A 26,672-nucleotide genomic window follows, 5' to 3' on the forward strand; every position below is an offset into this window, starting at 1 on the left:
AAATATAATATTCATTTAATATCAATTTGTTATAAATTATTACAACTGAAATTTTATTACATTGGATAATATGAAAATATCAATATTAATAGATGAATCGTTTGATATAGATAATTGTGAGCCGGGTTATATCGTAGTGCGAATGGTAAATGAATGGTGGGTCTTTTTGAAAAAAAATTCTCTTGATCTAATCGGTGTATTTGAAACAATCGAGCCAGTCAGGGACTTTATATATTTATTAACAATATAAAACGGATTATACACGATTATAAAAACGCACCGCCATTTTACCGCCACTTACTATTTTTACAGAATTTTTTAAGATAAGATGTTTTATATAATATATTGATTTTAAATAAAATAAATGGTGGGTTGTGAGGGGATCGAACCCGCGACCAATTGATTAAGAGACAGTTGCCGATCGGGTAATTCTATTTGTGCGCGTTTAATGGCGGAGCGGAAAGCTGAGTAACACGGAGTAAATAACGCCCCTTTCTTTTTATCTATTTCGTCAAACAATGGCTTATCAATCGGTATTGTTCGGTTTTTCTTGCCTTTTGTTTTTAAATATGTAATTGCCTGATTTCTTACTTGCTTATCTTGCAACGATTCGGCTTCGCTCCACCGTGCTCCTGTTGCTAGGCAAATTTTTATAATCGTTAACAAATCCTTGGCTTTGCTTTCTTTTGCTGATGCTAACAGTTTTCTGATCTGTTCGGGCGTTAGATATGCCATTTCTTGCTCGTCAATTCTAAATTGTCGAATATGCTCGACCGGGTTTTTTAGCTTCCACTCTCCTAGTCTGATCAGCTCGTTAAACATTGCTTTAACATAAGTTAGCTCTAAGTTTAACGTTCTTTGTGAAACTGTCTTAACTCGTTCAGTTCGATAAATTTCGCCGCTTAGTCGTTTTGATCTGTATTCTGTAAAATCTTTGGCGGTAAAGTTTGCGGCAATTGGGTTATTTATACTATTTGCAATAAATAACAACGTAGTATAAACATTTTCGCCGTCGCTCAGTGTTTTGCCGTGTGCATTGTGCCATAGCTCAATCAAGTCCGACAACCGCCGCCGATCCTGCTTTTCAGCAATCCACGGCTTTGTGGCCGCTTGTTCTTCGATATAGCTTTCATACGCTAACGCCTCGCCTTTAGTTGCGAACGTCTTACGAATTCGTCTGCCGCCCTCTAAATATTTTTCAAACAGCCATTTGCCGTTGGATTGCTTACGTACACTCATCCCAGAATTTTAGCCTTTTGCTCTCGGAATTCTTCTTCTGTGATAATGCCCTTTTCTTTTAATGATGCTAGGCGTTCTAATTGTTCAAGCGGGTCATTATTATTAGCGGTAGTTTGTTGGGTATTTGCGCTTTGTTCTTTGCTTTGTTTTAGTGCTTCTATTGCTTGCTTAATCATATTGGTAAACGGTACCACACCTTTTTTTGAGACGTTTTCGACCGTGTACGTGTGTCCGTCGGCGGCGATCGTGATTTCACCAAATAGCAATTTAGTTTCTCCGCCAACTGATGAAATGTGACTTAAATCTAACGCAACTTGTTTCAATCCAAAAAACATGCCTTTATCTAAAAATATTACTCGTTGATTAGTTAAAATAATCAACCATGTTTTACCGTCCATGCTTCCCGATGATATACCGATCGGCGTCTCGTTTGGCATGGCGATTTGCGGAAAATGTAAAAATTCTTTTTTAGTAAAAAAACCGTCATCATTTGAAACTTTCTTTAATCGTTCAAATTCTTCTAATAATTCGGCTTTTGTTGCTGTTTTGTAATCAATCATTTTTTGTTTCCTTTTTTAGATTTAGTATTCGGACATAATTCGCCTAAACGCTTGCTTATTGATGCCATTTCGGCAGTCACTCCTTTTACTTTTGCCTTGTTTTCATCTGTTTTATTTTTGGCGTAATTAATAGCGTGTTGATAAAAGGCTGAGATCTTTATAGTTATCGCTTGAGCTAATAAAACGGGCTCACTAATGTCTTTTTCGAGGGATTGTAACATTATTGCCGTGATGTAATCTTTTAAGAATGCTGTAGTCCATTCTTCGGAGTTTTCTTCGCTAGCGTCAAAATCTGGACTAAGAACGTTATCCGTTATTACTAGCATTAACTCACCGTTATACTTCAATATGTCATCAGCTTTTTTACACTGTTCTTTTGTGGCTGCAAAGCTAGATATAGATACTATCATTAATAAAACTGCTATTATTTTCTTCACTATTCCCCCTTTTTTATTATTTATTAAAAATACTCTCTTTCAATAACTGATACTCATCATCAGTAATAGCACCACTGCTTTTTAGTGCCGCAATTCGTTCTAGTTTTTCCAATGCTTCGCTTGATAGTTCAATTGATTTTTTTTCTGTTTTGATACCGTCGATATTGGGTTCACCTTCGCCCGTGCAAAGCCATTTTAGATCTGCGCCAGTCTCCAATACACATTTAACAATTAAATCATACGGAAAGGTATTTCTTTGTATTCTATTGGCAACAACACTCACACTAACCCCTATTTGATCACACATTGATTTAACGGTTTTTTGTCCGTAAGCCTGAACCAATCTATTAACAACATTTTTTATATTTGAATCAAATTGCATTTTTTATCACCAATAAATATCGATTAAAGAACTTGACAATTATCTAACCGATAATTTATCATTAAATAAATTCTCGAAACGAGATTAAAAAACACTAATAAACACTAATAAACACTAATTAAGGAATAATGCCTTATGACGATTCAAATTGCAATAGCTATACCAGCCCCATTTGTCACGGCTCAGCAATTCGCCGATTTGGCAAAAATGCCGTTGGCAACTGTTAAGGGCAAAATCCAACGCGGTGAGCTTCCTATTCGCAAAAAGATAAGCAACGCAGGAACGGCTAGCCGTGAAACCCCATTAATTAACATGGTCGCCTTAACGTTAGAGGGCGCAGCTGGCTACAAAGGTAATCTAGTAGTCAACATTGAGGGAGCGGAATAATGGCTCACTCATTCTATTTAAAAAAGACCGCGCAGCAACCAACCCCGATCGATATTCAGATCAATGCCCACAACCCAAAGGGCTGGGTTGAAAAATCAAACGGGCAAGTAATTAAGTTAGTGAATGGTGAAAACCATGCAAAACCAACAAACAGTTAACCCACGCAGCCTATTGCGTGAGTTTCATCAGATATTAAGCGGTAAGCGCAGTTTGGCCAGATCGGCTTTTAACAATTTAAAGCCCGGGCAAAAACGTTTATTGCTGAGTGCGTCGGGCATCGAGTTGCGTACAACGGAAATTTATAACCCAGATAGTCAATTTACTCACGCGTGGCAAATGCAATATGACAATCTGACAGATAAAGAAGTCGACGACTTAAAGAAAGGTTTACGTCGATTGCAAGCAATTATTGATGCATTCGCATTATGTGAAGAAGAAGATTTTAAAGAAGAAACTAAATACAGGTGGCAAAAATGGAGATGACAACACTTAAAGGCGATGCATTATTGCAAGCCTTAAATCAGGCAAAAGAAGAAACAAAAAGCGGGTTATGTGACGTATTTACGGCAAAGCTGGAACGACTGGCTACACATATCCGCACAAACTACTTAACACCGACCGAATCGGCAGAGCTGTTAGAGCAAGAAGCCGAAGCAATGAAAGCACAACAACGGGAAGATATTTAATGGCAGATTTAGCAGATATCGCACAAGCACACATTGAAACAGTTGCCGCCGCAGCTGTGAAAAATGCAAGTGCAAAGGTTTACACCGGTAAATCATCACTTTATTGCTGTGAATGTGGCGAGCCAATACCTGAGGCGCGGCGTGAAGCTGTGCCGGGTTGTAGTTTGTGTGTTTGTTGTCAGCAGATTTTAGAAACGAAAGACAAACACGGGCAATAAATCATTAATAAAGGAGAAAAACAAATGTTTGAGAAATTTAAATCTAATTCACACAAAATAATAAATGTAGAAGATTCTCTGTTTGAGTTAATTGCAGATCATGAGGTGCGGGCAATTATACTGCCGAAAGAGCATTCAAAACCGTTAAGGGAGGATCCAAAGTTTGCCCTTGCATGTGGTGATGCGGTGATCATTTGCGAAGCTGTCGACTTGTATGACTCAGACATTGACGACAATGTGCATATTATTGAGTTTGAAGTTAAAAGCGGCGCGGAATAAATCAATCAATAATCAATCGGGGCAGTTAGCCCCAAATCTTTAAGGCTCAAAAAAATGTGTGTAGAAAAGTCCTTTTTAAAATGGCCGGGAGGTAAAGGCCGAATTATAGATAAGTTATTACCTCATTTCCCCAAAGATTGTCAATTCATTGAACCGTTTGTTGGTGCAGGCAATGTTTTTATTAATGTATCAGCTAAAAGCTATATTTTGGCTGATAGTAGTCACGATTTAATCAATACATATTCGTGGCTAAAAGATGATTTAGCAATGCTATATAACACGACTAAAGAGTTATTTGATACAGAAAATGATTTTTACGATATTCGAAATCAATTTAATCACCCAAAATTTAGGGGGACGGTAAAGTTAGCGGCTCAGTTTATCTATTTAAATCGACACGGATTTAATGGGATGTGCCGTTATAACAAAAAAGGGGAATTTAATGTCCCGAAAGGAAAACATAAAAATATTTATTTTCCGGGTGCGGAAATGATTAATTTTAGTAATAAATTACTTTATTCCGATGTCTCTTTACTCTGCTGTGATTTTACGCAAACGATTGGGCTAGCTGGTGCCGGATCGGTTATCTATTGCGATCCGCCATATCTAACTAAACATAAAGATAGCTTTGTTGGTTATACGCCGTCAGGTTTTTGTTACTCAGACACCGAGCTATTGGCTAACTGTTTGTATGATGCCGTTTCACGAGGCGCAACCGCAATTATTTCAAACTGCGACAATAGTGCCACTCGTGACATATTCCACCGTTTTAAACTTCACTCAATCGACGCCCCGCGGTCAGTTGCGGCAAATGGCAATCGAAAGTCTGCAAAAGAAATTATTGGCGTGTTAACGCCTGAGATGCTTTAAAACACCGCAAGAGGAGCTAACAAGATGATGAGAAAAGCATTTAAACGAGTGTTTAAGGCGTTTTCACGTTTAATTAGTGCTTTATTGTCTGAGCCAATACCTCAGGCAATAAATCAAAGCAAAGGCAAAGGCAAAAATAAAACCGCACACACGCCCACGGGTGTAGCAAAAGCTCGCCGAGCGGCTAAAAAGATGCGTAATAAAAAACGTAGCAAGTAACATGACCACAATCACGCAAAACCTACCAACATTAAATCACAGGGCTAAATCTGCCCTGTTTTTGGCTATGCGTGATTTTTACGACACGGTCGGCAAGTTTTTACCAACAAAGCACATTCAGCCAAAATCACAATACGCAACTTGTCGCCGACCACCCAAAGAATTGACTATTATTGAGCGTCCACTTTGGGAGCAGATACCGCATGAGTATGATTATTTTCACCCGTATTTTAGTGATACTCCGCAGTTTATCGGTGGTTATTTTGCTCGCAAATATGCAACGCTGTATCAAGAAAAAGGCTCAAAAGTTGCTAATACCTATTTACGCACTTGCGGGCTAACTCGGTGTACCGAAGTACAGCAGCAATACGCAATCGAAAATGCAGGAAAAAGCCTGATTGTACAAGAATTTTATGAGCAGTTATCGAAATTACCAATCTTAGACAAAATCGACGTTGAAGAACTTGGCGGGAAGATTGCAGGCTATATGCACAATCTAATTATTAAGTTTTTAGAAACCGAGGAATTTAAGTTAAGCAATAACGCTCATGAATTAGCTATCTATAAATTTGCATTAGAGCAACTCAAGCCGTTAAAAATTACAGCACCTTACTATGCCGATTATAAAAAAGGTGAAATCAACGAACAGCAAATTGTTATCGCTTTGGCAAAATTATCAGATAACAAATGGTGGCAAAGCAGATTAAAGCGGAAATGGGGTTTTCAACGTGAACATTTAGCTATTGCTGCCGGACAAGTACAAAAGCACGCTAGTCCATACGCAAGCCGTACTTGCGTGGGTGAATGGAAAGAGCAAAAAAGGAAAAATCGGGAATGGCTCAAAAATCAATGTATAGAAAATACTGAAACAGGTGAGCAATTTGAGCTTGTTTTACAGGTCGATAAATCAAATGCTAACCCCGCAATCCGCCGTTGTGAGCTTATGGTCAGAATGCGAGGCTTTGAAGATATTGCCGACGAGTACGGCTACGAGGGGGTATTTATAACATTGACTGCACCATCAAAATATCACGCGGTACATGCCAAAGGTGGCTTTGTAAAAAACTGGAACGGCGGCACGCCACGGGACACGCAGCGTTATTTATGTGGCGTATGGGCAAAAATCAGGGCAAAGCTAAACAGAGAGCGTATAAAAATTTTTGGGTTTAGAGTTGCTGAGCCACATCACGACGGTACGCCGCATTGGCATATTTTGGTTTTTATGCTACCAGAACACAAACAGCAAGTTTATGAAATTATGCAAACTTATGCATTAGAAGAAGACGGCAGCGAACAAGGTGCGCAGTACGCCCGCTTTAAGTTTGAAAATATCGAAAAAGAGAAAGGATCGGCAACGGGTTACATTGCTAAATATATCTCTAAAAATATTGATGGTTATCAGCTTGATAACGAAGTCGATGATGAAACCGGACAAAATTTAAAAGAGATGGCAAAAAACGTAACAGCATGGGCAAGCCGTTGGGGCATTCGTCAATTTCAGCAAATCGGTGGCGCACCTGTCACGGTTTGGCGTGAACTGCGTCGGCTCGGTAGTCAAAAGGTCGAAAGCCCAGCAATCGACCCTGTGCTTGCCGCGGCAGATGCTGGCGACTGGGCTGCTTACACTCAGTTACAAGGCGGTGCTATGGTTAAACGTAAAGAGCTGAGGGTAAGGATTTCGTACGAAGAAGCTCAAAACCAATTTGAAGAAGACATCAAAAAGATTAAGGGGGTATTTTCCCCGATTATTGGCATGGCTTCTTTTATATGCACTCGTTTAATAAAGTGGGCTATTGTTTCTAAAAATAGGAGCGATAGCGACGCTCGGAGTTCTGTCAATAACTGTACGCAGGTTAAAAAATTATCGCTAGACGATCAGCGTGAAGAAATTAGAAAACAGTTAAAAACAATTGGTCTTCCTGATGATAATTTCACCATAAACAAGCTTTATTTACGTGAAAGTATAAAAATCAGCCACAACCAATATTTAAAATTAGATAACACTTTGGACGGTGTGCATCTCATCGTTAGCAATTCGCCAAGCCGGCCTAAAAAACCGGTTAAAAATGATTTTGTTGAGTTTGATTTTTAGCCTTACATGGTTTTATGTAAAAAATCAAATAATTAGATATTGATCACATTTTTTTACTTTTTTCTTGCTAAAAAATTACTGTATAAATATACTGTATATAAAAACAGTAATGAGGTGAAGTATGGATCAAATAACAATAAATAGCATTAAGTTAGAGCAAGCCGAGTTTTTAAACAAACTAATGATTGATGCTGAGTTATCAAACAATGATATAAAAATCGGCTTATGTTTGTTGCATGAAATATTATTAAAAATGAAAGAAATTGACAAAACTACGCAGGATTAACAACATCAAAAGCTAGCTGTGAATTATTACCGCGGCTAGCTAAATACGCATTTAATCTATCTAGTCCTTTTGCGCTTGGGCTTAACACTCTGTCAAATTCTGATTTAATTCTAAACGTCAAACCACATTCGGGATCTGAGCATGAACAATATTGATAATTTAGCAGCTTGTGGGTGCGGGCGGTTTTTGTGATTCGGGCTTTTTGGCCACATTCAGGACATAATAAAAGTGGAGTACGGCTCATGTTATCCCCTAGTAAGTTCTACACGAGCCAATTATAACATATTTTAATCAGTTGGCGGAATAATTACTTCAAAATCAAATAGTAATCGATTAGAAAATGGTGAATTAATGATGTCTTGATCGTTGTTCACTGAATCACTGATTAAATCCTGCAAAACCTTGGTTTCAGTTGCCATATAATTCTTGCGTAACTTTGTAACATCGCCCGTATTTGAGCCGTTGGCCGGAATAACCCCCGAAAGCCCCGCGGGGAAACGATGCGCATTTAAAAGGTCTTGTGCTGAAATATTTTTGATATTTGCAAATTCATCTTTGGCCGAGTTTAGATCGCCGACAGGTATCAATTTTATACCGTCAGGATTGCCCTCGGGGATACTTACAAACATGTTTTTAAAGTTACCAACGCCTTTTGAATTTTCTATCCTTTCTTTTATTTCGTTTTCGACCTCATCAGTGATATTTGGGTCATTAACGTAAAAAATATAACCCATGTGCGCCCCGTTATTATAATAACGACGGCGGAACATGGTTGATTCGCTGTTTAACATTGCACTATTTACGCCACCCAAGTAGTCAGGTAGACCATAAACTTGTTGCTGAGTATCGGGCATTTTTACTTGTATTACGTCATCAGTCGGGTAGATTATCGTTTCATTTTTATTCGGGAAAACAAAGCCTGTTATTTCGTTTTCATCATCGTTTTTTTGTGCTCTAACATATAACGACATGAGTGGCGTCAGTCCGACTACATGACCAAACGCATTACGTAGCTTTAACAGATAACAATCACCAAATATAATTAAATCTAAAAAAGCCGACATGGCTTGCATGTTGCTCAATCCGCCACTTTTGTACGTGCTTAATAACATGTTACGCCGTGCTTGCACTATTCCACCATGCTGTGCGTTGATGTTTGGCAGTTGTGACAGGGCAAGCCGGTCAATCGGTATCGTATAGCAATCACGTTCATATTCATTGCGGGCATTATGATAGTAAGTTAGATCGGTTAATACTGTTTCAGGCCGTTCAAATGCAATTGAACTCATTCGAGCGGTTTTTTGTATTTTTTTTCGTTTAAACAGATTTATCATTTTTGTAGTACCCATTTTGATTGACGTTTTTTAGTGTTGTTTAATGGTTCATTAAATACCGCGTGCGCTATAGCAAAAAATTCGTCGGCGTGGCCTGTTTGCTCGGTTCTGCTAGCTGCATATGTGATCTGGTTTGATTTGGCGGTAGCTTGTTGTTCAATTGACATAAACGCAGTAATTAAGGTTTTTTGTTCTTCGTCCCATTCAATTCGCCCCTCCTCGACAACATCAACCATTTTTAAAACCAATTGATTTTTGATATTTACGTTATAGTGAATATCTCGAACTTCACGACGAGCAAACTCTTTTATATGATCATAAACGCCATAGCCGACCCCTGTTATATCAATGCCGATATAGGTAATATTAAACTTAGCTTTAATTTTTTTGATTTCGTTGGCCATATATTTAAAGTTCATACCCCTCCATTGGTAAATGGCCAACACCCGAAATTTTTCATCTGGGTGTAACGGCGGAGCAACTAGCACAAACGTAGCATTATCACGAGTTCGACTTGGGTCAAAGCCCGCCCACACTTCACGATTTCCAAATGGCCGATCAGCTTTTAAGTCTAAATCCTGCCATTTGCTTGTATCAGTGATACACTTTTGCAATTTTTCAAAGTCAAAAACACCTTTACCGCTTTCAGCAAATTTACAGCAATACAGAATTTTAAAGGCTTGGGCACTGTTCGAATCTTTCAGATCATCAATGTCAACTTTATCAAAACCGAGTTTAATTGCATCTTCCATGGTGATAAGTAACCGCCAAAATTTGTCTGGGCAAATTGTGCCGTTCATGCGCATAGTTTCATCAGCTGGGAAATCGATATTTTTACGTTTTGGTGATCCGTCTTTCCACTCTTCGCCCGACCATAATTTGTAACATGGGTGATCTTTAGTGCTTGGTGTTGAAAATAACGTTATTCTAAAATCCCCTAATGTTGCCATGGCTTTTGCACCCGTATATAAATCGATGAATTTGGACATCCAAAAAACCTCATCAAAATAGACGTTACCGCTATAGCTTTGGGCTGTGCTTACATTGTTGGCGCATAAAATTAAATTGGCATGATTGCTCAATGTGATAAAGTCACCGCCCTTTATTTCAACGCCAAAAAATTCGCCTGCGATCCGCTTTATGTACATTGAAAAAACCCGGGCTTGTGCTTTTGATGATGAAACAAATATCTGATTGTTGCCAGTTAGTACCGCATCTTCAAATGCTTCAAAAGCAAAATAGAAAGTAAAACCGATTTGCCGGCTTTTTAGAATAAACCGATAGCGTGATGCTTGCTTATGCTCTCTAACATAAAGCTGGTGCGGATATAAAAGCGTTTGTGCTACGTCGTCAAAGTTTTCTTTTGTAATGCCTGATATGTCATTTTTTTTGCGTCGGCGTGGCTTTTTACCCGGTTTTTCGTTTAATTGTTGTAAATTTTGTTCACTATTTACCGCAGTATTAACGTTGTTCGTAATTTCGGTTGATTCTGCCTTTTTTGGGGTTTTAGAACGAGCATTAACAAGCTTAACGTGCTGAATAACCAGGCTTTCAATCTCTTTTAATTCGAGTTCAGTTTTGTCATCTCGCCCAATTAATAACGCTAATCGACGATTGATCGCATCTTCGACCGATTCCTCGCTTAACAGTAACGACCATTTATACTTTTCTGCCCAGTAGTAAACGATCCTTACATTTTTTAGATGTAACGATTTAGCTATCTCTTTCGGCGTGTGACGCTTTAAATATAGTGCCTGCGCTGCTTTAATTAGTTCAGTATTGTATCTCATGTAACCATTGTCTAGTAATCACATAAAACATTCATCAAAAGCTTTTCGGAAAAGGCTTTATATCCGAAACGCATTAAGTGCAAACCAAATTGCTAGCCGTTAACATACTCACATCAATTAAATCAATTCAACCAAGTTAAAAATATGGCAGAAATCAAAATCAGCGATTGGTTATGCATTGCTCAAGAGGGCAAAACAATCGACGGGCGAGAAATCAAACGCGAATGGCTCGAAAGCGTTGTAAAAAATTACAGTGCGGAATTATATCAAGCATTGGTTTGGTGTGAGCATGAAGATCCGTTCTGGCGGCAATTTTCTGCCAATTTGGGCACAGTTGAAGAGTTAAAGTTAGAGGAAAAAAATGGAAAACTGAGGTTAATGGCTCGTTTACGTGCTAACGCTATTCTTCAATCTATGAATGAACAAGAGCAGAAGATCTATTCATCAATTGAGATTATATCTGACTTCCCCGAAGACGGCGATTTTTACCTTGTCGGCTTGGCTGCCACCGATCAGCCGGCAAGTACTGGAACTTCACGGCTTGCTTTTTCAGCTAATAAAAAGGGTTTTCGAGCTGAGCCAGTTTTACTATTTAATTCTGAAAAAAATAATTGCTTACCAACTAAAAAAATTAATTTATCAAAACTCACTAAAAGAGAGAATTTTAGCATGACACAAGACGAAATTGATGCATTGCTTGCCGAGCTTGAAGAAGCCAAGAGCACAATTGCAGAACTGCAAGAACAAAATAAGACACTGATTGAACAGCTTGAAAATGGGAACGCCGAAGCAGCACAAGCAACAGCCGAAGAAATTCAAGAAAAAGCTGAACAAGCAATCGATAACATTGAGGAAGCTCAAGAAGTAACAGAAGAAGCGGCCGACAATGCTGAGTTTTCACGAATTAAAAAAGAAATGGCGCAACTCAAAGCAGAGCACCAAGCATTAACAAATAAATTTAATGCATTAATGAAAACCCCCGTAAGTCAAAAACCGGGCATTAGTTCACAAACATTTAGCGTTGATTTGCACTAAGCACTAATAAACTACGAGATAAAACACATGTTAAATCAAAAAGCAGAACAGTTAATTCAAAAATATTGCACGGCACTAGCTAAGCAAGCCGGCGTTACAGATGTTACTAAGCAATTTTCGTTATCTAACCCTATGGATACACGACTTCGTGAGGCCATTTTACACAGTACCGAATTTTTACGAATGATAACATGTTTTGATGTTGATCAGCTAAGCGGACAAGTTGTTGTTACTGGTATGTCTCAATTATTAACAGGCCGAAAGTCAGGTGGCCGATTTATCAGAAAATTGGGCGTGGCGGGTAACAAGTATGAATTAAGTGAAACAGATTCATGTGCTGCGATAGACTGGGCAACGTTAAGCGTCTGGGCAAATTCTGGCGGTGATGGGGAGTTCTTTCGTATGCTACAGGATTTTGCTGATAAATCATTTGCACTTGATATGCTTCGAATCGGTTTTAATGGTACGCACGTTGCAAATACTTCCGATCCTGATCAGTATCCAAACGGCGAAGATGTTAACAAAGGTTGGCATCAAATTGCCAAGGAATGGAACGGCGGGGCTCAAGTGTTAACTACTCCTGTTACATTGGGGCAAGGTGGTAGTTATGAAACATTAGACGCTATGGCATCGGATTTAGTTAATCATTTACCAATTGAATGCCGTAACGATCCTAACATCGTTATCTTAGTCGGCAGTGATTTGCTTGCCCGTGAGCAATTCCGCTTATATAGCAAAGCTGACACGCCGACCGAAAACTTGGCAGCGGCTCAGCTTGATACGATTATTGCAGGTAAAAAGGCATTTGTGCCGCCATTTATGCCTGGTAAACGTATTGTTGCAACCACGCTTAAAAATCTTCACATCTACACGCAAAAAGGCTCACGACGCCGAGCGGCTGAAGATGTTCAAGACCGTAAGCAGTTCGAAAATAAATATTGGCGCAACGAGGGTTACGCTTTAGAAGTGCCCGAATTGTACGTGTCGATTGATGAAAGTGCGATTTCATTTGTTTAAGTTTGATCCTGCTGCTAGTTATTACTGGCAGCTCAATAAAAGGTAAATTTATGACAGTTGTTTTATCACCGTTTCAACAGCACCGAGAAAAAGTGGCACAAATCAGCCAAGAAAAAGCGGTACTAGTTGATTCAAAAGATAGCTTGCATATTGTTAATGCTGAGCTAGAACGTGATATCGAATACTTACGCACTTACGGTAATGACAGAGCAGAACGTAACGAATACAAGTTAAACGTTGTATTGCCTAAGTGGATGCCAAAAGTCGAGCGATATTTGCAAGAGGGCAAGATTTATCAAAACCCGATCTTTGTTTGGTGCATTGTTTGGTTGTTTGATACTCAGCAGTTCGATCAGGGGCTAGACTGGGCAGAAATTGCGATAGAGCAAAACCAAGATACGCCAAAGTCTTGGAGTATGAAATTATCCGGTTTTGTTGCTAGGGCTATGTTCGAATGGATCGAAACCACTGCTGCTAATGGTCACTCAATCGAACCGTATTTTAGCCGGGTGTTTGAGCTTGTTAAAAACAAATGGCGATTATATGAATCAGATAAAGCCGAATGGTACAAGTTTGCCGGTTTATATCTATTACGTGATGAAAACGGCGCACCAAAAGCGACCGCAATCGATAACATCGAAGTATTAAATCAGGCAAAAGAGTTATTAACTCAGGCGCAAAGCATTTATTCAAAAGTGGGCGTTAAAACAATGCTAGGCAATATTGAGCAACGAATTAACGCATTAAGTAAATAACAGACTACACACAACCACAAGTGCCCAGCAAATGAGAATAGTATTAATTTGCTGATATTCAAAGTTTGCGTACGGGCACTTTTTTAAAGGTATTTTTATGTTTAGTGGGCAAGATTTTAATCAATCAGCAATCGTTATTAACAATGACGGGTTTTGGCCTGATTTAGATTTATCTGAGTTTCAGATTGATAGAGCTATGTCGCCAAACATTAACGATCGGTTATTACGTGATGCAATTGTATCTGCGGTTGTTGAAATCAATTTGACGTTAGAACAATACAAAAACATACAAATATCAAAAGGTATTAACCACGCAAGCGATTGCGGAGTAGTCAGCGTTGAGGGTGTTTCTTCAACAGTGATTATTTATAAAAAAGCCGTTTTTGCACGAGCTAAAGCCGATCTGTTTGGTGAGTTTGTCAGTATTGCTAGTCGAGATAACAAAATCGGCGAAAGTCAAAAAGAAATGAGAACCGCATTATTGGCAGAAAGCACAAGAGAAATACGTAAATTACTGGGCTTACGCCGTTGCGGGGTTGCGCTGATATGAGTTTGATTACTGAGTTAACCACATTTTTAAAAGATAACCTGCCTGCTGCTGTTTATCGAGGGCAAAAGTTCAGCTCATTCATGGACAACTTAGAAATCGATCGCATATTTAAATTGGTAACAAAACAGCCGGCAGAGCAACTTTTATGCGCAAAACTGAAATACGACGCCGTAATAACATTTGATGAATTTCCGTACCGAATTTATGACCCGTGCCTTGTCTTCGCTTTGGTTATGTGTTGGCTTGAAAGTAAAAACCGGGACGATGCGCAATTTGATAATGTTAATCCTGATATTGATGTATCCGAAAATGACGAACAAACAGCGTACTTAATGATTGCGGTACCGCTGTCAGAAGATATCACTTTAATCGAGGATGAAAGCGGATCAATACCGTATAAAGGCAAGCGTTACAAGCTTGGGCTTACAAGTGTTTGGGTGCACCCGGAGCAAGTGAATATTAATGCAAATTAAAGGCGAATTAAACAAAGCTCAACTAAAAGAGTTACAAGAAGCTATTAAAAAGCTTGAGATGCCACAAAAGAAAAAACAACGTCTTTTATGGCGTATAGCAAAGTTGGGCATGATTCCGGCAATAAAAATGAATATTAAAGAACAAAAAGACTTTAATGGTTCTGGCTTTAAAGAAAGGAAAAGCAAGCGTAAAAGCCCGCTTTTGAAAAAAATAGCTAAATATATAGTAGTTAGAGAAATGCCAGCGATTGAAGCGGTGAAACTCTATTTTAAAGGGCATTATAAAAGCACGTCGGATAAAAATATCCCAATCGGTGTAGTTGCTGATGTGCAACAAAATGGGCGGACAATTCGACAAAATGCTAAGCAATTTAAAAAGCAATCTAATAGCAAAAAAAAGGGTTCGATTACAAAACAACAAATTAAAAAATTAAGAGAGCTGGGACATACGCACTCAAGAAAAGGAAAAGAAGTTAAATCATCGGTTAAGTGGCTTCGTGAAAATTATTCAAAGGCACAGGCGGGCGTAGTGATAAAAAGAATGGTCGATGAGCTAGTTAAGCAATTTTGGTCAGTAAAAATTCCTAGCCGTGCATTTATGGGTATGACTGATAATGAATTTTCCAAAATATTAGAACGACAGCTTAAAAATATTAGCTTTGGCTGGGATGTAAAAGCCCAAAACATAAAACGAGGTAAAAATTAAATGACTTGGCCAACAATTACAATTAATCAATTAAATCTACTGCAGGGTGAAACCGACGAAGTAGAACGCCGATTTTTGTTTATCGGCAATGCAAATAAAAACAAAGGGCAAATTATTTCAGTCAACGCCCAAACTGATTTTAACGGCGTGTTGGGTAATGATGACAGTGCACTAAAAAAAGGTGTGTTAGCCGCATTAGAAAATGCCGGGCAAAACTGGTTCGCTAGCATTGCAATTTTAAACGACGGGCAAGATTGGACTGATGCTGTAATGCAAGCTCAAAAAAACGGATCGTTTGAAGCGGTTGTTTATGCTGAAAATATCAATACCAAAGCCGAAATTAATAAAGCCATTAGTCTGCGCAAAAATTTAATTGCAAAGTACGGGCGCTGGGTGCGATTTATTTTAGGTGTCGAGGGACTACAAGCTAACGAAACGTGGGCAAAATATGAATCACGACTAGCAACACTACAAAACGGTATTGCTGAATATGCAATTACACTTGTACCCATGATTTTTGGTAATGAGCCTTTTGTTAATGCAGGGCGTTCATGCAATCGGTCGGTAACCATTGCTGATGCACTAGCACGAGTAAAAACGGGCGCAGTCAGTAATTTAGGGCGTGACACTTTGCCGGTCGATTCAGCCGGTGTTGAATTGCCATTAGCAACTTTACAAACACTAAATGCAAATCGGTATAGCGTGCCAATGTGGTACCCCGACTATGACGGTATTTACTGGGCTGATGATAGAACGCTAGACGTTGAGGGCGGTGATTATCAATCAGCCGAAACAGTACGCGTTATCGATAAAGTGGCTCGAAAAATTCGATTATTAGCAATCGCAAAAATTGCAGACGCATCATTCAATAGCTCAGCTAATTCGATAGCTGTACATCAGCAATACTTTGCTAAGCCGATGCGTGAAATGTCAATCACATCACAAATAAACGGCATTGAATTCCCCGGAGAGGTTAAAAAGCCGCGGGACGGCGATATTGTGATCACGTGGAAAACACCTAAAACGGTTGATATTTATGCAGTTGTGCGCACGCGTGATATTCCGATGCAAATCACTATCAGTCTGATGCTTGATGCATCCTTAGATCAGTAATTAGGAGTAATTAAATGGGTTCAAGAATTACGGGTAAATCGTTCGATGTCAACATCGGCGGCGAATTAGTTCAAGTCAAAACCGCGACGCTATCGATTACTGATAATAGCGCGGCAGCATCAACTAACGGCGTCCCAGACGGGTACGTTGCTGGTTCAGTAACAGCAGAGGGGGCGCTAACTTTTTCAAGCAAATATTTTAACAAATTGATTGATCTTGCTCGCAGTGCTGGCTCATTTCGTAATCTGCCAAACTTTGATTTGATGTTTTATGCAGATACTGGCGACGAAAGCCAAAAAATAGAAGCTTTTGGGTGTAGATTGAAAATATCAGATCTGCTTAATGCGGATAAATCCAGTGACGACGAGACAACTCACACTATCGATTATATTGTCACGTCCCCCGATTTTGTCAGCATTAACGGCGTGCCTTATTTGTCAGCAACTGATACGCGCAATTTATTAAATTATTAATGGGGTTCAGTGATGACTAATGAAGATTCACTATTAGTAAAAATTGGACTAGTGGGTTTTATGCTCGGCATAGCGAAGCTATTAGCTGGTGACGAGGCGATTACATGGCGAAAAGTGCTCGGTCGAGCGTTGCTGGGGACAGGGTCATCACTGATAGCCGGGTTAATCATGATCCCCCACCCCGCGGCGTCCCAGCTTGTTATTGTTGGGGCGGCGGCGCTGCTCGGTATTTTGGGGCATTCACTCATCGAGTGGGTGGTTATTACTTACATTGATAAGAAAACAAAAGGATAAAAATTGATGAACTTGTCAGAACACTTTAAACGCTCAGAATTTGCATGTAAATGCGGTTGCGGCTTTGATGATGTTAATCCTCTACTTGTTGAAGTTTTGGAAGATGTTAGAAAACATTTTAATGCTCCCGTTTTTATTAGTAGCGGTTGCCGTTGCAAGCAGCACAATCACGCAGTAGGCGGAAAACAGCACAGTCAGCACGTGCTAGGTAATGCGGCTGATATCAAAGTAAAAGGCATTGAACCGAAAACCGTGGCCAATTATTTAGAATCAAAATACCCAGATAAATTCGGACTTGGTCGATACACTACATTTACCCATATTGACGTTAGAGCCGTAAAAGCACGTTGGGGCACGAATGAATAAATATAGGCTGGCGATTATTGCGTTACTGGTGTTGTTGATTTTTTGTTTTGGTATTTATTTTTCATCGTTACAACATGATAGCAAATCACTAAAACAAATAAACAAGCTGAATTTTGAAGCAAAGCAACATCAATCAGTTATTAATAATAAATCGCAAGAGCTAGAAACTAAACTACAGCAGGTAAAAACGTATGAACGACAAAATAACAAGAAAGCGCAGACCATTAGCAATGCTACTAATAGCAATTGCATTAGTCGTGATTTTGTCGAGCTGTTCAACAAGCAAACAGCAGATTACGAGCAAATTTTATCAACAAAACACATTAACAAAGTGCGTTGAAATATTGCCGAAAATTGAGAACAACACAACAACGGCAATACAAAATGCACTAATTGAATGGCGCAGTATTTATATCGATTGTGCGCTTAGGCATAACACTTTAGTAGAAACAATAAACGAGGTACAACATGGAAATCACATTAACAATTAGCGGCAAAGATATTACTTTTAAACCAACAAAGTTAGCTTATAACACGTATATCAACGATGTCACGATGAACGACAAAATTGCCCCAGCAACAAACTTTTTACGTCGTACTGTTGTGCCCGAGTGTAAAGAGGTTTTAAACGAAATTTTAGAAAATCATATTGGCGCAGCATTACAGATTAATGAAAAACTTATCAAACAATATGCGCCCGACTTAGAGATCGAAGTAAAAAACTAAATCGGCGAGTAAGTAGAATTGAGAAGAATTCGTTAGAACAATTATTGATTTTACGACGCTACTATCTGCCGGCTGAGGATGATAGTAGCGAAAATCTCGCCCGTGCGGCGTGGCTAGATAATCATTTAGCAGAGGTACAAGCGGCAGCAGTAGCAAACGGTATCGGCAAAGCTTTTAAAGGTGTTAAATAATGTCATCATCATTAGATTTTACAATTAGATTAACTGATCGCGTAACTGCGCCGCTTAAACGCGTACAATCGCAATTTAAGTCATTTAACGCAACTGCTGCCAGCTCATTTAAAAAAATTGGCGGCGGCAGTATTGCCCTTTTCGCTGTTGCTAAAAGTATTACTGGTTTACTCTCACCCGCCGAAGAAATGGATCGGGCATTAAAAAACGCAAGCTTGGGCGGTGTTTCGTCAATTAATGAATTGCGAACAGCGGCAAAAAAATTCAGCTCAGAATATGGCACAAGTGCGCTTGATTTTGTTAACTCAGCATCATCAATCAAGGGTGCGTTATCGGGCATTAGTGATGCAGACGTACCGCACGCTGTAGCTGCGATGAATATGCTGTCAAAAGCAACCGGCGAAAGCGTGGACACATCAACCGCATACATTGAGCAAATGGCAGCGAGCTACAAAGGCACAGTTAATAAAATCGGCCAGTTAAATTTTGCCCGTCATGCTGCGGGTATTGCTGCATACGCTAAAAATAATTTTAACGTGTCAACTCAGCAACTGCAAAGCATGATGCAAAAAACTAAGGGCACAGCTGCCAATAACGGCGTAAGTATGTCGGAGCAAGCTGTCGTTTTGAGCATGGCCAGTAAAAGCCTTGGTGCAGGTGCTGCGGGGTCATATGCTGCACTGTACAAAAACTTAGGTAAAGCTGGTAAAGAGTTGGGGTTGTCATTTGCTGATGCTAACGGCAAATTGCTGTCAATGCCTGAAATTATTGCAAAAATTCAGGGTAAATTTGGCAATAATTTATCAAAGAATATTAAAGCCCAAGAAGCGTTAGATAAAGCATTTGGTGCCGGTGCTGATATTGTAAAAACATTGGCGAATAACTCCGATGAATTAAATCAACATATTAAAGAAATCGGAAAAGGTCAAAACTTCAAGCTGATGCAAAAAATTGCTCAAGGTAATGTTAAACCACTGGAGCGCATTAATGCTCAATTTATGAATATTAAAGAGTCAATCGGGCGGGCGTTGTTGCCAGTTTTAATGCCTGTTATGGATACTATTAGTCAATTGATTAAGCGCTTTGCTCGGTGGCTTGAAATGTTCCCAAACATCGCAAAATGGATCGGCATTGTTGTTGTCGGATTACTCGGTTTTGCAGGTATTTCTGCTGTTATATCTATATTGTCGGGTTCTATTAGTATGTTGATCGGAGTTTTAAAATTATTTAAATTTTTTGTGTTTTCGTCAATTCAGGTTTTAAAGCTATTTAGACTAGCGTTAATTGGTATATCAGTTGCTGCTAAATATGTGCGTAGTGCGCTAATCGGTTTACAAATGATGACAGGGATATTCACAAAGCTATCAAAAGCGGTCATGTTGTTATTTACGCCTTGGGGTTTAATTATACTTGCAATAGTCGCAGTTGTGGCAATTGTGTGGTATTTCAGAGATGAAATAATTGCGGGCATAAAGTGGTGTATTGATTGGATAATGAAATTTTGGGATAGCATCAAAGACACGTGGATAATTCAAGCATTAATCAAAGGTTTTCAGGTTTTATTTGATTTTGTTTGTGATATCTGGAGAGGCATTGGCAATGCGTTTGCTAATGTTGTTGCGTGGTTAACAAGCGTCTGGGATAGTTTTATCGAGTTTTTTACCGATTTTTCATTTGTTGATTCGTTTTCAAAAATTGGGGAAGCGTTAGTGAAAATGTTCACAAACACATGGAAAAGGGTAAAAAATATGGGTATAGCTGTTATTAATGCGATCATTGACGGGCTGAACTATATCCCGGGCGTCAATATTGAATTGCTTGAGTACGAAAAAATTGACGAACCCGAACAATCACCTGTCAGCACTGCAAAATCGCCGATTACTAGTACGCTCGTGCGTGATATCGATCATGGCGGATTATCAAAAGAGATTCAAAACAGTAAATCACAAAATATTGATAATAGTAAAAATATTCAATCAGTATCAATCTATAATTCGCAGCCGATGACGCCTGCGCAGCTGCAAGAGTGGCAGGAGGTGTACGGTGGATAGATATTTTGATTTACTCATTACTGATCGTGATTTTACGCTCAATGCAGGCTATGAGCCGAACTTAGCAAAAAATCAGCAAAGCATTGGTCAAGATATTAAACATGCAATTATTGAAAGCGGTTTAGCTACTGAATTAGTTGCTGAGCGCTCGCCGACAATGCGGTATGACGTATTTACTAGGATTATTCTGTTAGTTGAAAGCGACCGCCGCATAGTACCAGGCACAGCACACATCAAAGAAGAAACAGCAGAACGGCTTTATCTGACTGCTGACACGTACGACTTTGGAAAAATTGGAGTGTCAATCGATGGCTGATTATCAAAAAATGTTTGAAAAAATTCTACACGATCACGGTATGCCAGTTGACGAAAACGCTGCCCGTAAAGAGTTCGAAGAATTGACAAAAGCAGAGGGGTTAATCACAAATACATCGAAATACTCCCCCTTTTGGCGTTTGATGTCTGCCATTGTTATAAAGCCATACGTTTGGCTAAAAGATGCATTTATCAAAAATGTATTAATGAATATGTTTTTAATGACAGCTAGCGGTCAGTTTTTAGATCTGTTTGCTAATGCGGTTAATTTAGAGCGTAAACCGGCAACATTGGCAACGGGTGAAATTTTGTTCACTAAAGCAAATAAAAATCAGGCGGTTGTTATACCCGTGGGCACGGTGATCAGCTCGCCGGAAATTAACGGGGTTACATATCAATTACAAACCACCCAAGAATATAGCATCCCTGCCGGTGTTGAAACTGCACGCATTCCAGTAGTGGCCGTCGGCAGCGGTGAAAACTATAACTTAGCTGCTGGTTATTATCGTTTTTTAGTTGAACAGATAGACGGGGTAACGGTTACAAACGATGATAACTGGTTGATCTCCCCGGGTGCTAACATTGAATCAGATGATGATTTAAGAGATAGAACCAAGAATCAATATAATTTTGTCGGTCATTATCATACCGACGCGGTTTACCGTGGCGTTGTGACAACAATTACCGGCATTTCAACCAAGCAAGTTTATTTTGTTCACGATGCACCGCGTGGCCCGGGTACTGCCAATTTATATTTATTGCTGAATGACGGCGTAGATTCAAAATATTTTATCGACAAAGTAAATAACTATATTATGGGGCAAGGTTACAGGGGGCATGGCGACGATCTGCGGTGCTTTGCTGTGCCGGAAAAGAAAATTGATATTGCTGTTACATTATATTTTGAACGTGAACAACAACCGATCGACATTAATCAATACGTATTAAACGTTGAGCATTTTATACGTTGTGCATTCCGTCAAAACAACGACTATAACGTAACTCAGGTAAATGCTTATTCCCGTTTTAGTATCTCAAAATTAAACGAAGAATTACATGAACAATTTAACGAGTTACATTCGATTGTATTTAACATTGTCGACATTGTCAGCGAGTTAGAAGTACCAAGACTTCGAACTCTAACAATAAATACCGAGGTCGCAGAATGAAATTAAAAATCAAGCTGCCGGTTTGGATGAACAAAGGCGAGCCGTTAAAGCTGGCTGATGCATCACTAAAATACTGGGATCGAATGTACCAATGGTTGAAATTCCCGGTTATGCAGTTCGACCCGCTAACGTGTGATGAACGGCTGTTATTTTTATATGCATATCAACGCGATGTTAAACGACTAAATAACGAGCCATTAACGTTATACAGAAAACGCATTAAATACGCATACGCCAATGCTGCAGATTCGGGTTCCGTTGCTGGTTTCAAAAACATTTTTGAGCGGCTAGAAATTGGCACAGTTCAAATACTGGAACGCCAGTACGGCTATGATTGGGACGTTATTATCTTGCGATTATCTGATAATCAGTTAACAAATAACCGCGATTTGTTAACTGAAATTATCAGGCAATACGGGCGAACATGTCGGCGTTATTTTTTTGAAATTGTTCACGTGCAGCCGATGAAATTTAGGTGCGGCGAGTTTAATAACAATCAACATTACAACGGTTCTAAATTTAATTTTAAACGAATACACCAAGCAACAGTAATTTTAAAAGTTGGCGGATTTGGTGAAGTAAAAGAATTTAATGGAGTACAGCAATGAGTAAAACTGCAATAGTAAATACTGGCGAACAGTTTTTTATAAAACAATTGAGCAAGTCACAAGCGATAAAACTAGATAAAGTTATATTTGCTAACGTCTCAGGCATTAACGGCGACACTGAAATCAATGTTAACGGTTTGATGCCAGATGCTAGCCAAATCGTACATACAGCACCAGTTACGCAATCCGGGTTATTGAATGATAAAACAGTTGTTTATTCTGTTATTCTGGACACTAGTATTGGTGATTTTTCTTTCAATTATATTGGTTTGGTGAACTCTGAAACTAACACGCTATGCATGGTAATGCATACTGATTTAACAAAAAAAATTAAAACTGCAGGACAACGCCAAGGAAATACGATAACCGAGTCAATCTGGTTAGAAATTGATAACGCATCTGAGTCGACGGGTATTACTGTCAATGCTCAGACGTGGCAGATTGATTATTCAAAACGATTAGCTGGCGAAGATGAGCGCATTCGATTAACTAATTATGATTTATATAATCGATTAGCAATTCAGAACGGTTTTACAATAACCAAGAATAATAATCAATTAACAGTTTCGGTGGGGCTTGCTTATGTTGCGGGGTTGCGAGTTGAGCACACAGCGCAAACATCGATAAAAGTCGAAAGTAATCAATCGTTATATATTGACGCATGGCTTGCAGGCACTGTAACTGGTGAGTGGTCAGTAAACTATAATTTGATTGCTGGCACTAATTTACGTGATTACGAAAAAAATGGATTTAAGCACTATGTTGAACGTGTTGCATCGATAGATGCAAGCGGTAAGCTAGTTGTTGTTAAGCCAAGGTCATTTATTACAACTTTCGATCTGAGTTCTGCGACAGACTCAACGGCAGAAAATAAGGCAGCTACGTCACTAGCAGTAAAAAAAGCCTATGATTTAGCATCAAACGCATTAAAGAAAGGAGATTACGGTATCGGCTCATCCGTCGGTGCTATAGCTGAAAATTTTGATGATCATTTGGTGGGTGGGTTTTATCAATGTAGAACGACGGACTTTTCTGATCTACAGCTTTCTGGCAATAGCACTGCGACATTATTAGCATATCCGAGCAACAGTACGACTTGGAAAGTTGAACAGCTATCAGTAGTTAACTCAAAAGAGCCGAGAGTTTATTATCGTTGCGATACAAAAGAAGGTAAACAAAAATGGCACGAAGCAATCACAACTGCAAATATTAAAGATTTTGCGTATGAATTTAAGGGAAATTTAGTTAATAAATCATTAAATGAGTTAACAGGTACAGAAGCAGGTATTTATTTTCAAGGTAGAAACGTTCAAGCGACTACTGAAAACAACTATCCGATTAATGAGGCGGGAACATTACAAGTCTTAAAAAATGGTGCTGATGGGGCAGGATGCTGTCAAATCTACACTGCTTATAGAAATGCTAGACAATTTATCAGAAATTACAGAGGCGGCACAAAAACGTGGGAGCCGTGGGTTGAATTCTACACAACTGCAAATAGAGAGTTAGCGGGATTAATTGATAAATTCACATCAGGAGGCGTTGAGTCACGAGTGTACTCTAACGATAAGCGTTTTTACTTGCTGGTGCGTGACGACGGCATGGTGGGAATGTATAACACTGTAAGAAAAAATTTACCGTGGGGATTTACCGAAGATGGTGTGCTTGGTGAGGGTTATGTTCCGGCTGACAGGGTTTTAAATCTAGAACAATATATTAGAAATTTTACATTACCACCCGGTATTCCTTTGCCGTGGCCTCATGATCGACCACCGGCAGGTTGGTTTGAGTGTAACGGAGCTCAATTCGATGTAAATCAATTTCCACGACTGGGTAGTGTTTATCATTGGGGGCGATTACCTGATTTGCGGGGTGAGTTTATTCGTGGCTGGGATAACGGTCGTGGAGCAGATCCTGGGCGCGGAATATTTAGTTGGCAAGAAGACGCAATCAGAAATATTTGGGGAAGTATTTTTGGAACTAACGACCCCGCTCACGGTTTTATTGGTGATGTTGTTTCAACGAGCGGAACTTTTAGAGTTAATGGAGTTGGAAAGAAGCAGGCACTACCAAATCAAGGTGGACCAACTTGGGGGTGTGAAGAGATTATTTTTGATCCGTCTATAGCATCACCTATATCTCATGACAACCACCCCCGCAACGTCGCATTTATGTATATAGTTAAATCAGAATAATTAGGAGATTTATATAATGAAATATCAATTACAACCAGAAACGGCAATCTTAGACAGTAACGGTATAACAACAACAGCAGGTTGGGCAGTGATTTATAATGTTGATTTTAAGGGAGAGTATTCGGGTGCTACATATCAGTATTTACCGATTGGTGTTGGTGTACCGGCTAACTCGTATTTAGATGCGCCGAAGCCAGTTAAAGACGGTAAAGCAATTGTTAGAGTCGGCGACAAGTGGACATACCCCGCAAACCACCGAGGTAAAAAAATCTACTCAATAGAAAATGGTGCAGAATCAACAGTAACCGAAATCGGCGACATTCCCACAGATTACACGCTGTTAAAGCCGTCTAGCGAATTTGACACGTGGGACGGTGAGGCGTGGGTATTAGATGAAAATAAACAGCATCAGCACTATGTAGCTGTAGCAACAGCACAGAAAAAACAGCTATTAAACGAGGCGACTGCTCAAATTGATTATCTACAAGATGCAATTGATACAGAAATAGCTACAGACGAAGAAAAAACGTTATACGCAGCATGGAAAAAATATCGTGCTTTACTAAATCGTATTGATGTCGATGCTGCGCCTGCAATTGAATGGCCGGAAAAACCGGAGTAATCCATGTGGTGTGATAAAACATTTTCATTAGCAAAATATCAACAGATGAATTTTGAGGTTGTAGCAATTGAGCCGTACAAGATTACTAACAGCAAATTTTTATCACCAGAAGAGGCAGTCAGGGCGTTATTAGCCAAAATCGACAGCATAACGCCAGTTGCTGTTATATTGATATCATCTGTAACAGAAGCCGGTTTTATTGGTCAATTGACAGCATTGAGCCAATGCTGGGATTTGCCCGAAATTAAGCGTGCACTGAGAACAGCTAAAACAGTACAGGACTTGGATGTCACAAAAATGGTTATACCGAACCCGGCAGATCGTAAGGTGGTAAAACAGCTATCATCAAGCAATACACGTGCAATTGTTAATGCTCAAACATTAAAAGCAGCACAAAAGCCCGCTAAAGCATCAATTGATAGCGTAATGAGTGAATTACAGCAGTTTGCACAGCAAAAAGAAGCTGTTTTAAACAAAGTTGCCAGTAAAACAGCTTCATTAACTGGCGGTAGTATTGATATAACATTTTTTCATGGTTTTCCGTGTGATCTCTATAAAGAGTTACCAAATAAAGAGCATATTTTCACTTTTTTACTGGCATTTTCAGATAACGACTTAACCCCTATTTTGGATTTAGTACATGATAGAAAACTCATCGATTAACAATAGCATGGGATCTGCGGGAAGCGTTGATAATATTGTATTAGCGTTGGATGGTGAGTCCATTATATTAAAAAACCCGTCAATTTCTGCAGAGTATGATTTGCCGGAAGAAGACCAAAGCGGGCAATCGTCATCAACAAACAGCAGTGAAAAAGGTATCAAGCCCAAAAAGCTGAATATTAACGGGTTAATTGAATATTCAACACCGGATCGCTTAAGTCGATTGATTGAATTGTCATATCAAACCGAAAAAGGCGGCGCTAAAAAGCTGTATCGTGTAGCCAACGCAACTGCTAACGTTATAAATTTACGTGAAGCGGTTTTTAGTGGAAAAGTTTCGGTTTCTCCCCATTCCACGCTATTAGCATGGCAAGTTAGTTTTACGCTATCAGAACGTAAATCAGTGCCTGAGAAAAGAGAAGCGAGAGCACAACAGCGAGCAGTTGAAAGCGGTGACGAAAACGTGGGCGCAATAATTGAAGAAGTGCCTGATGAGCAGGAAGAAAAAAACGGACTTTCTTGGTTTGAAGAAAATATTTTAGCTAAAGCTAACGACGTAATGGGCTAGTAA

Annotated in this window: 38 protein-coding genes; 31 read left to right on the forward strand and 7 right to left on the reverse strand. The window is 39.3% G+C overall.

Translation table 11 applies throughout. The features are described from left to right. Positions 1–351 precede the first annotated feature (351 nt). Genes ACYIAM_RS04160 through ACYIAM_RS04175 form a run of 4 tightly spaced genes read right to left on the reverse strand, consistent with a single transcriptional unit; the run spans position 352 to position 2,618 of the window. The gene (locus ACYIAM_RS04160) at positions 352–1,239 is read right to left on the reverse strand and encodes a phage integrase (protein ID WP_483747368.1); all 888 of its coding nucleotides are present in this window, start codon (positions 1,237–1,239) and stop codon (positions 352–354) included. Continuing rightward, a complete protein-coding gene (locus tag ACYIAM_RS04165; RefSeq protein WP_483747369.1) occupies positions 1,236–1,799 on the reverse strand; it encodes a PH domain-containing protein in 564 nt (187 codons plus the stop codon). Before ACYIAM_RS04165 ends, ACYIAM_RS04160 begins: the two co-directional genes overlap by 4 nt. Then, positions 1,796–2,236, reverse strand: a complete 441-nt coding sequence (locus ACYIAM_RS04170; protein WP_483747370.1) for a hypothetical protein — start codon at positions 2,234–2,236, stop codon at positions 1,796–1,798. The genes ACYIAM_RS04165 and ACYIAM_RS04170 overlap by 4 nt, the downstream gene beginning before the upstream one ends. Before the next feature lie 16 nt (positions 2,237–2,252). Further along, on the reverse strand, positions 2,253–2,618 hold the full coding sequence (locus ACYIAM_RS04175; RefSeq protein ID WP_483747371.1) for a helix-turn-helix transcriptional regulator: 366 nt from the start codon (positions 2,616–2,618) through the stop codon (positions 2,253–2,255). A gap of 135 nt (positions 2,619–2,753) precedes the next feature. Between ACYIAM_RS04175 and ACYIAM_RS04180 the strand changes: the two genes are divergently transcribed. From ACYIAM_RS04180 to ACYIAM_RS04225, 10 genes are all read left to right on the forward strand, one after another. After that, positions 2,754–3,005, forward strand: a complete 252-nt coding sequence (locus ACYIAM_RS04180) for a DNA-binding protein (protein ID WP_483747372.1) — start codon at positions 2,754–2,756, stop codon at positions 3,003–3,005. Continuing rightward, a complete protein-coding gene (locus ACYIAM_RS04185) occupies positions 3,005–3,163 on the forward strand; it encodes a hypothetical protein (RefSeq protein ID WP_483747373.1) in 159 nt (52 codons plus the stop codon). Before ACYIAM_RS04180 ends, ACYIAM_RS04185 begins: the two co-directional genes overlap by 1 nt. Further along, positions 3,141–3,488, forward strand: a complete 348-nt coding sequence (locus ACYIAM_RS04190) for a hypothetical protein (RefSeq protein WP_483747374.1) — start codon at positions 3,141–3,143, stop codon at positions 3,486–3,488. Before ACYIAM_RS04185 ends, ACYIAM_RS04190 begins: the two co-directional genes overlap by 23 nt. Further along, entirely contained in the window at positions 3,479–3,691 is a 213-nt protein-coding gene (locus ACYIAM_RS04195) for a DUF2732 family protein (RefSeq protein ID WP_483747375.1), read from the forward strand. The genes ACYIAM_RS04190 and ACYIAM_RS04195 overlap by 10 nt, the downstream gene beginning before the upstream one ends. Next, complete coding sequence (locus ACYIAM_RS04200) at positions 3,691–3,909, forward strand: TraR/DksA C4-type zinc finger protein (RefSeq protein ID WP_483747376.1); 219 nt, start codon at positions 3,691–3,693, stop codon at positions 3,907–3,909. Before ACYIAM_RS04195 ends, ACYIAM_RS04200 begins: the two co-directional genes overlap by 1 nt. Before the next feature lie 24 nt (positions 3,910–3,933). Beyond that, the gene (locus tag ACYIAM_RS04205) at positions 3,934–4,188 is read left to right on the forward strand and encodes a hypothetical protein (protein WP_483747377.1); all 255 of its coding nucleotides are present in this window, start codon (positions 3,934–3,936) and stop codon (positions 4,186–4,188) included. Between the two features lie 54 nt (positions 4,189–4,242). Then, positions 4,243–5,058: a DNA adenine methylase gene (locus ACYIAM_RS04210; RefSeq protein WP_483747378.1), complete on the forward strand. Its 816-nt coding sequence runs from the start codon at positions 4,243–4,245 to the stop codon at positions 5,056–5,058. 24 nt (positions 5,059–5,082) lie between these two features. Further along, entirely contained in the window at positions 5,083–5,277 is a 195-nt protein-coding gene (locus ACYIAM_RS04215; protein ID WP_483747379.1) for a hypothetical protein, read from the forward strand. A 1-nt stretch (position 5,278) separates the two neighbouring features. After that, positions 5,279–7,369: a replication endonuclease gene (locus tag ACYIAM_RS04220; protein ID WP_483747380.1), complete on the forward strand. Its 2,091-nt coding sequence runs from the start codon at positions 5,279–5,281 to the stop codon at positions 7,367–7,369. A gap of 121 nt (positions 7,370–7,490) precedes the next feature. Then, entirely contained in the window at positions 7,491–7,655 is a 165-nt protein-coding gene (locus ACYIAM_RS04225; RefSeq protein WP_176701999.1) for a hypothetical protein, read from the forward strand. Here the strand turns inward: ACYIAM_RS04225 and ACYIAM_RS04230 are convergent. The 3 genes from ACYIAM_RS04230 to ACYIAM_RS04240 are packed head-to-tail and all read right to left on the reverse strand — an operon-like array spanning position 7,642 to position 10,779. After that, positions 7,642–7,899, reverse strand: coding sequence for an ogr/Delta-like zinc finger family protein (locus tag ACYIAM_RS04230; RefSeq protein ID WP_483747381.1), 258 nt, complete (start codon positions 7,897–7,899; stop codon positions 7,642–7,644). The genes ACYIAM_RS04225 and ACYIAM_RS04230 overlap by 14 nt on opposite strands. A gap of 43 nt (positions 7,900–7,942) precedes the next feature. Next, positions 7,943–8,989 carry a phage portal protein gene (locus ACYIAM_RS04235; RefSeq protein ID WP_483747382.1) on the reverse strand — a complete coding sequence of 349 codons (1,047 nt, stop codon included), beginning with the start codon at positions 8,987–8,989 and terminating at the stop codon, positions 7,943–7,945. Continuing rightward, on the reverse strand, positions 8,986–10,779 hold the full coding sequence (locus ACYIAM_RS04240; RefSeq protein WP_483747383.1) for a terminase large subunit domain-containing protein: 1,794 nt from the start codon (positions 10,777–10,779) through the stop codon (positions 8,986–8,988). The genes ACYIAM_RS04235 and ACYIAM_RS04240 overlap by 4 nt, the downstream gene beginning before the upstream one ends. A gap of 144 nt (positions 10,780–10,923) precedes the next feature. Here ACYIAM_RS04240 and ACYIAM_RS04245 point away from each other — a divergent pair, with 144 nt between their 5' ends. From ACYIAM_RS04245 to ACYIAM_RS04345, 21 genes are all read left to right on the forward strand, one after another. After that, positions 10,924–11,814, forward strand: a complete 891-nt coding sequence (locus tag ACYIAM_RS04245) for a GPO family capsid scaffolding protein (protein ID WP_483747384.1) — start codon at positions 10,924–10,926, stop codon at positions 11,812–11,814. A gap of 27 nt (positions 11,815–11,841) precedes the next feature. After that, positions 11,842–12,831: a phage major capsid protein, P2 family gene (locus ACYIAM_RS04250; RefSeq protein ID WP_483747385.1), complete on the forward strand. Its 990-nt coding sequence runs from the start codon at positions 11,842–11,844 to the stop codon at positions 12,829–12,831. Positions 12,832–12,881: 50 nt separating this feature from the next. After that, entirely contained in the window at positions 12,882–13,586 is a 705-nt protein-coding gene (gene gpM / locus ACYIAM_RS04255) for a phage terminase small subunit (protein ID WP_483747386.1), read from the forward strand. A 97-nt stretch (positions 13,587–13,683) separates the two neighbouring features. Continuing rightward, positions 13,684–14,136 (forward strand): head completion/stabilization protein, encoded by a 453-nt coding sequence (locus ACYIAM_RS04260; RefSeq protein ID WP_483747387.1) that lies wholly within the window; start codon positions 13,684–13,686, stop codon positions 14,134–14,136. Beyond that, positions 14,133–14,609 carry a phage tail protein gene (locus ACYIAM_RS04265; RefSeq protein WP_483747388.1) on the forward strand — a complete coding sequence of 159 codons (477 nt, stop codon included), beginning with the start codon at positions 14,133–14,135 and terminating at the stop codon, positions 14,607–14,609. Before ACYIAM_RS04260 ends, ACYIAM_RS04265 begins: the two co-directional genes overlap by 4 nt. Continuing rightward, positions 14,599–15,315 carry a hypothetical protein gene (locus ACYIAM_RS04270; protein ID WP_483747389.1) on the forward strand — a complete coding sequence of 239 codons (717 nt, stop codon included), beginning with the start codon at positions 14,599–14,601 and terminating at the stop codon, positions 15,313–15,315. Before ACYIAM_RS04265 ends, ACYIAM_RS04270 begins: the two co-directional genes overlap by 11 nt. Next, a complete protein-coding gene (locus ACYIAM_RS04275) occupies positions 15,316–16,428 on the forward strand; it encodes a DUF2586 domain-containing protein (RefSeq protein WP_483747390.1) in 1,113 nt (370 codons plus the stop codon). 14 nt (positions 16,429–16,442) lie between these two features. After that, on the forward strand, positions 16,443–16,901 hold the full coding sequence (locus ACYIAM_RS04280) for a phage protein (protein WP_483747391.1): 459 nt from the start codon (positions 16,443–16,445) through the stop codon (positions 16,899–16,901). Between the two features lie 12 nt (positions 16,902–16,913). Next, the gene (locus tag ACYIAM_RS04285) at positions 16,914–17,195 is read left to right on the forward strand and encodes a phage holin family protein (protein WP_483747392.1); all 282 of its coding nucleotides are present in this window, start codon (positions 16,914–16,916) and stop codon (positions 17,193–17,195) included. A gap of 6 nt (positions 17,196–17,201) precedes the next feature. Beyond that, positions 17,202–17,561 (forward strand): D-Ala-D-Ala carboxypeptidase family metallohydrolase, encoded by a 360-nt coding sequence (locus ACYIAM_RS04290; protein ID WP_483747393.1) that lies wholly within the window; start codon positions 17,202–17,204, stop codon positions 17,559–17,561. Further along, positions 17,554–17,901 (forward strand): hypothetical protein, encoded by a 348-nt coding sequence (locus ACYIAM_RS04295; protein WP_483747394.1) that lies wholly within the window; start codon positions 17,554–17,556, stop codon positions 17,899–17,901. Before ACYIAM_RS04290 ends, ACYIAM_RS04295 begins: the two co-directional genes overlap by 8 nt. A 128-nt stretch (positions 17,902–18,029) precedes the next feature. Beyond that, positions 18,030–18,287 (forward strand): putative phage tail assembly chaperone, encoded by a 258-nt coding sequence (locus ACYIAM_RS04300; RefSeq protein WP_483557951.1) that lies wholly within the window; start codon positions 18,030–18,032, stop codon positions 18,285–18,287. A 44-nt stretch (positions 18,288–18,331) separates the two neighbouring features. Next, on the forward strand, positions 18,332–18,478 hold the full coding sequence (locus ACYIAM_RS04305) for a DUF6890 family protein (RefSeq protein ID WP_483557949.1): 147 nt from the start codon (positions 18,332–18,334) through the stop codon (positions 18,476–18,478). After that, the gene (locus tag ACYIAM_RS04310) at positions 18,478–20,529 is read left to right on the forward strand and encodes a phage tail tape measure protein (protein WP_483747395.1); all 2,052 of its coding nucleotides are present in this window, start codon (positions 18,478–18,480) and stop codon (positions 20,527–20,529) included. Before ACYIAM_RS04305 ends, ACYIAM_RS04310 begins: the two co-directional genes overlap by 1 nt. Continuing rightward, positions 20,522–20,845 carry a DUF2590 family protein gene (locus ACYIAM_RS04315; protein ID WP_483747396.1) on the forward strand — a complete coding sequence of 108 codons (324 nt, stop codon included), beginning with the start codon at positions 20,522–20,524 and terminating at the stop codon, positions 20,843–20,845. The genes ACYIAM_RS04310 and ACYIAM_RS04315 overlap by 8 nt, the downstream gene beginning before the upstream one ends. After that, positions 20,838–22,013, forward strand: a complete 1,176-nt coding sequence (locus ACYIAM_RS04320; RefSeq protein WP_483747397.1) for a baseplate J/gp47 family protein — start codon at positions 20,838–20,840, stop codon at positions 22,011–22,013. The genes ACYIAM_RS04315 and ACYIAM_RS04320 overlap by 8 nt, the downstream gene beginning before the upstream one ends. Then, positions 22,010–22,621 (forward strand): phage tail protein, encoded by a 612-nt coding sequence (locus ACYIAM_RS04325; protein ID WP_483747398.1) that lies wholly within the window; start codon positions 22,010–22,012, stop codon positions 22,619–22,621. The genes ACYIAM_RS04320 and ACYIAM_RS04325 overlap by 4 nt, the downstream gene beginning before the upstream one ends. After that, a complete protein-coding gene (locus ACYIAM_RS04330; protein WP_483747399.1) occupies positions 22,618–24,816 on the forward strand; it encodes a phage tail-collar fiber domain-containing protein in 2,199 nt (732 codons plus the stop codon). Before ACYIAM_RS04325 ends, ACYIAM_RS04330 begins: the two co-directional genes overlap by 4 nt. Positions 24,817–24,832: 16 nt before the next feature. Beyond that, positions 24,833–25,438, forward strand: a complete 606-nt coding sequence (locus ACYIAM_RS04335; RefSeq protein ID WP_483747400.1) for a tail fiber assembly protein — start codon at positions 24,833–24,835, stop codon at positions 25,436–25,438. 3 nt (positions 25,439–25,441) lie between these two features. Beyond that, the gene (locus tag ACYIAM_RS04340) at positions 25,442–26,101 is read left to right on the forward strand and encodes a hypothetical protein (RefSeq protein WP_483747401.1); all 660 of its coding nucleotides are present in this window, start codon (positions 25,442–25,444) and stop codon (positions 26,099–26,101) included. After that, complete coding sequence (locus ACYIAM_RS04345; protein ID WP_483747402.1) at positions 26,079–26,669, forward strand: baseplate complex protein; 591 nt, start codon at positions 26,079–26,081, stop codon at positions 26,667–26,669. Before ACYIAM_RS04340 ends, ACYIAM_RS04345 begins: the two co-directional genes overlap by 23 nt. Positions 26,670–26,672: the final 3 nt, after the last annotated feature.

It is taken from the genome of Gilliamella sp. X-60 (assembly GCF_057063585.1).